The organism is Streptococcus sp. IsoGale021, assembly GCF_031142795.1.
Taxonomy (GTDB): Bacteria; Bacillota; Bacilli; order Lactobacillales; family Streptococcaceae; genus Streptococcus; species Streptococcus hominis.
Genome location: NZ_JAKZJH010000019.1, coordinates 1 through 5,417 on the forward strand (window position 1 = coordinate 1; position 5,417 = coordinate 5,417).

At 49.3% G+C, this 5,417-nt stretch carries 1 tRNA gene and 3 rRNA genes; all 4 read right to left on the reverse strand.

Annotated features, from left to right (window positions below):
* Position 1: 1 nt before the first annotated feature.
* Positions 2–117, reverse strand: a 5S ribosomal RNA gene (gene rrf, locus RG565_RS08880).
* Positions 118–362: 245 nt separating this feature from the next.
* Positions 363–3,264 (reverse strand): 23S ribosomal RNA (locus RG565_RS08885).
* A 265-nt stretch (positions 3,265–3,529) separates the two neighbouring features.
* Positions 3,530–3,602, reverse strand: a tRNA-Ala gene (locus RG565_RS08890).
* A 56-nt stretch (positions 3,603–3,658) separates the two neighbouring features.
* Positions 3,659–5,214 (reverse strand): 16S ribosomal RNA (locus RG565_RS08895).
* Together the 16S, 23S and 5S rRNA genes with 1 tRNA gene alongside form the textbook arrangement of a ribosomal RNA operon.
* Positions 5,215–5,417: the final 203 nt, after the last annotated feature.

The window sequence follows — 5,417 nt, forward strand, 5'->3', positions numbered from 1 at the left end:
TGCTAAGCGACTACCTTATCTCACAGGGGGCAACCCCCAACTACTTCCGGCGTTCTAGGGCTTAACTTCTGTGTTCGGCATGGGTACAGGTGTATCTCCTAGGCTATCGTCACTTAACTGCTGAGTATCTAACACACTCAAAATTGAATAACGTCTCAAATTGTAAAAGATTTACCTCTACGCTATCTTTCTCAATGAAATTGTACTCCAGCTAGATCCTTACTAGATCTGCCTTCATTACTTAAGTAATTGTATTCGAACTAAAAAGCTAGTGATTTAGATAAATCCGCTTGAAGTCCCTATGACTTCTGCGCTGATTCCCTAAAATCATACGCTTCTCTTCACGTTCTCATTACTTCTTCTCGGATAAGTCCTCGAGCTATTAGTATTAGTCCGCTCCATTACTCACACAACTTCCACTCCTAACCTATCTACCTGATCTTCTCTCAGGGCTCTTACTAACATAACGTTATGGGAAATCTCATCTTGAGGTGGGTTTCACACTTAGATGCTTTCAGCGTTTATCCCTTCCCTACATAGCTACCCAGCGATGCTCTTGGCAGAACAACTGGTACACCAGCGGTAAGTCCACTCTGGTCCTCTCGTACTAGGAGCAGATCCTCTCAAATTTCCTTCGCCCGCGACGGATAGGGACCGAACTGTCTCACGACGTTCTGAACCCAGCTCGCGTGCCGCTTTAATGGGCGAACAGCCCAACCCTTGGGACCGACTACAGCCCCAGGATGCGACGAGCCGACATCGAGGTGCCAAACCTCCCCGTCGATGTGAACTCTTGGGGGAGATAAGCCTGTTATCCCCAGGGTAGCTTTTATCCGTTGAGCGATGGCCCTTCCATACGGAACCACCGGATCACTAAGCCCGACTTTCGTCCCTGCTCGAGTTGTAGCTCTCGCAGTCAAGCTCCCTTATACCTTTACACTCTGCGATTGATTTCCAACCAATCTGAGGGAACCTTTGGGCGCCTCCGTTACTCTTTAGGAGGCGACCGCCCCAGTCAAACTGCCCGTCAGACACTGTCTCCGATAGGGATTACCTATCCAGGTTAGAGTGGCCATAACACAAGGGTAGTATCCCAACATCGCCTCCATCGAAACTGGCGTCCCGATCTCTTTGGCTCCTACCTATCCTGTACATGTGGCACAGACACTCAATATCAAACTGCAGTAAAGCTCCATGGGGTCTTTCCGTCCTGTCGCGGGTAACCTGCATCTTCACAGGTACTAAAATTTCACCGAGTCTCTCGTTGAGACAGTGCCCAAATCATTACGCCTTTCGTGCGGGTCGGAACTTACCCGACAAGGAATTTCGCTACCTTAGGACCGTTATAGTTACGGCCGCCGTTTACTGGGGCTTCAATTCATACCTTCGCGTTACCGCTAAGCACTCCTCTTAACCTTCCAGCACCGGGCAGGCGTCACCCCCTATACATCATCTTACGATTTAGCAGAGAGCTGTGTTTTTGATAAACAGTTGCTTGGGCCTATTCACTGCGGCTCAGTTACACTGAGCACCCCTTCTCCCGAAGTTACGGGGTCATTTTGCCGAGTTCCTTAACGAGAGTTCTCTCGATCACCTGAGGCTACTCGCCTCGACTACCTGTGTCGGTTTGCGGTACGGGTAGAGTATAAATTAACGCTAGAAGCTTTTCTTGGCAGTGTGACGTCGCTCACTTCGCTACTAAACTTCGCTCCCCATCACAGCTCAATGTTACAGATAGAAGCATTTGACTCCTATCACACCTCACTGCTTAGACGTGCTCTTCCATTCGCACGCTTGAGTTAGCCTACTGCGTCCCTCCTTCACTCTATACTCTAGTACAGGAATCTCTACCTGTTGGCCATCGGATACACCTTTCGGTCTCTCCTTAGGTCCCGACTAACCCAGGGCGGACGAGCCTTCCCCTGGAAACCTTAGTCTTACGGTGGACAGGATTCTCACCTGTCTTGCGCTACTCATACCGGCATTCTCACTTCTATGCGCTCCAGCGCTCCTCACGGTACACCTTCACCACACATAGAACGCTCTCCTACCATCCCCTAAAGGATCCACAGCTTCGGTAAATTGTTTTAGCCCCGGTACATTTTCGGCGCAGGGTCACTCGACTAGTGAGCTATTACGCACTCTTTGAATGAATAGCTGCTTCTAAGCTAACATCCTAGTTGTCTGTGCAACCCCACATCCTTTTCCACTTAACAATTATTTTGGGACCTTAGCTGGTGGTCTGGGCTGTTTCCCTTTCGACTACGGATCTTAGCACTCGCAGTCTGACTGCCGACCATAATTCATTGGCATTCGGAGTTTATCTGAGATTGGTAATCCGGGATGGACCCCTCACCCAAACAGTGCTCTACCTCCAAGAATCTTTCTGTCGACGCTAGCCCTAAAGCTATTTCGGAGAGAACCAGCTATCTCCAAGTTCGTTTGGAATTTCTCCGCTACCCACAAGTCATCCAAGCACTTTTCAACGTGCCCTGGTGCGGTCCTCCAGTGAGTTTTACCTCACCTTCAACCTGCTCATGGGTAGGTCACATGGTTTCGGGTCTACATCATGATACTATGGCGCCCTCTTCAGACTCGGTTTCCCTACGGCTCCGTCTCTTCAACTTAACCTCGCATCATAACGTAACTCGCCGGTTCATTCTACAAAAGGCACGCTCTCACCCATTAACGGGCTCGAACTTGTTGTAGGCACACGGTTTCAGGTTCTCTTTCACTCCCCTCCCGGGGTGCTTTTCACCTTTCCCTCACGGTACTGGTTCACTATCGGTCACTAGGGAGTATTTAGGGTTGGGAGATGGTCCTCCCAGATTCCGACGGGATTCCTCGTGTCCCGCCGTACTCAGGATCCTGCTAGGTATAAAGACTATTTAAAATACGAGGCTCTTACTCTCTCTGGCAACCTTTCCCAAGGTCTTCTTCTATAATCTTTAAGTCCACATCGCAGTCCTACAACCCCGAGAAGTAAACTTCTCGGTTTGCCCTCTTGCCCTTTCGCTCGCCGCTACTCAGGCAATCGCTTTTGCTTTCTCTTCCTGCAGCTACTTAGATGTTTCAGTTCACTGCGTCTTCCTCCTCATATCCTTAACAGATACGGGTAACAGGCATCTACCTGTTGGGTTCCCCCATTCGGACATCCCTGGATCTACGCTTACTTACAGCTCCCCAAGGCATTTCGTCGTTTGTCACGTCCTTCTTCGGCTCCTAGTGCCAAGGCATCCACCGTGCGCCCTTACTAACTTAACCTTATCTTTGACCTCTCAGTCATATACTCATTAATATTCACAGCGTTTTCGGTTTATTTTCTTGTTACTATTTGATATCGTTATTCAATTTTCAATGTGCTAATTTTAGGATATTAAGAGACGGTTCGCTTGCGAAAACTTCTGTAGAAAAATAGAAAACTGACGTTGTGTTCGTCGAACACAAGGAAGTTTATCTTTTTTTCCTAAGAAGTTAGTCTCATATGCAACTTCACTTCTTTATTAAGTTCAGTAGGATTCTATCCTAATGGAGCCTAGCGGGATCGAACCGCTGACCTCCTGCGTGCAAAGCAGGCGCTCTCCCAGCTGAGCTAAGGCCCCACAAGACCTCTCAAAACTAAACAAGACAAACTCAATGGCTTCCGTTTTTTCCTTAGAAAGGAGGTGATCCAGCCGCACCTTCCGATACGGCTACCTTGTTACGACTTCACCCCAATCATCTATCCCACCTTAGGCGGCTGGCTCCTTACGGTTACCTCACCGACTTCGGGTGTTACAAACTCTCGTGGTGTGACGGGCGGTGTGTACAAGGCCCGGGAACGTATTCACCGCGGCGTGCTGATCCGCGATTACTAGCGATTCCGACTTCATGTAGGCGAGTTGCAGCCTACAATCCGAACTGAGACTGGCTTTCAGAGATTAGCTTGCCGTCACCGGCTTGCGACTCGTTGTACCAGCCATTGTAGCACGTGTGTAGCCCAGGTCATAAGGGGCATGATGATTTGACGTCATCCCCACCTTCCTCCGGTTTATTACCGGCAGTCTCGCTAGAGTGCCCAACTCAATGATGGCAACTAACAATAAGGGTTGCGCTCGTTGCGGGACTTAACCCAACATCTCACGACACGAGCTGACGACAACCATGCACCACCTGTCACCTCTGCCCCGAAGGGAAACTCTATCTCTAGAGTGGTCAGAGAGATGTCAAGACCTGGTAAGGTTCTTCGCGTTGCTTCGAATTAAACCACATGCTCCACCGCTTGTGCGGGCCCCCGTCAATTCCTTTGAGTTTCAACCTTGCGGTCGTACTCCCCAGGCGGAGTGCTTAATGCGTTAGCTGCGGCACTGAGTCCCGGAAAGGACCCAACACCTAGCACTCATCGTTTACGGCGTGGACTACCAGGGTATCTAATCCTGTTCGCTCCCCACGCTTTCGAGCCTCAGCGTCAGTTACAGACCAGAGAGCCGCTTTCGCCACCGGTGTTCCTCCATATATCTACGCATTTCACCGCTACACATGGAATTCCACTCTCCCCTTCTGCACTCAAGTTAAACAGTTTCCAAAGCCTACAATGGTTGAGCCACTGCCTTTCACTTCAGACTTTTCTAACCGCCTGCGCTCGCTTTACGCCCAATAAATCCGGACAACGCTCGGGACCTACGTATTACCGCGGCTGCTGGCACGTAGTTAGCCGTCCCTTTCTGGTTAAGTACCGTCACAGTATGAACTTTCCATTCTCACACTCGTTCTTCCTTAACAACAGAGCTTTACGATCCGAAAACCTTCTTCACTCACGCGGCGTTGCTCGGTCAGGGTTCCCCCCATTGCCGAAGATTCCCTACTGCTGCCTCCCGTAGGAGTCTGGGCCGTGTCTCAGTCCCAGTGTGGCCGATCACCCTCTCAGGTCGGCTATGTATCGTCGCCTAGGTAGGCCATTACCCTACCTACTAGCTAATACAACGCAGGTCCATCTACTAGCGATGCAATTGCATCTTTCAAGCATCTAACATGTGTTACATACTGTTATGCGGTATTAGCTATCGTTTCCAATAGTTATCCCCCTCTAATAGGCAGGTTACCTACGCGTTACTCACCCGTTCGCAACTCACAGTCTATGGTGTAGCAAGCTACGGTATAGACTGTGCGTCCTACTTGCATGTATTAGGCACGCCGCCAGCGTTCGTCCTGAGCCAGGATCAAACTCTCATATAAAGTTTGAGTTCTCACTCATTTCTGTCACTGACAGATTTATTGTTTCTTCTTAATGTTTGACGGACTGTCTTTAAACAGTCGCCTGCACATTGGTTCGTCTTGTTCAGTTTTCAAAGGTCTTTGTCGCCCCTCAAGCGACAACTATCTTAGTATATCATCTCCTTTAACTCTTGTCAATACCTTTTTTCATCTTTTTTTATTTT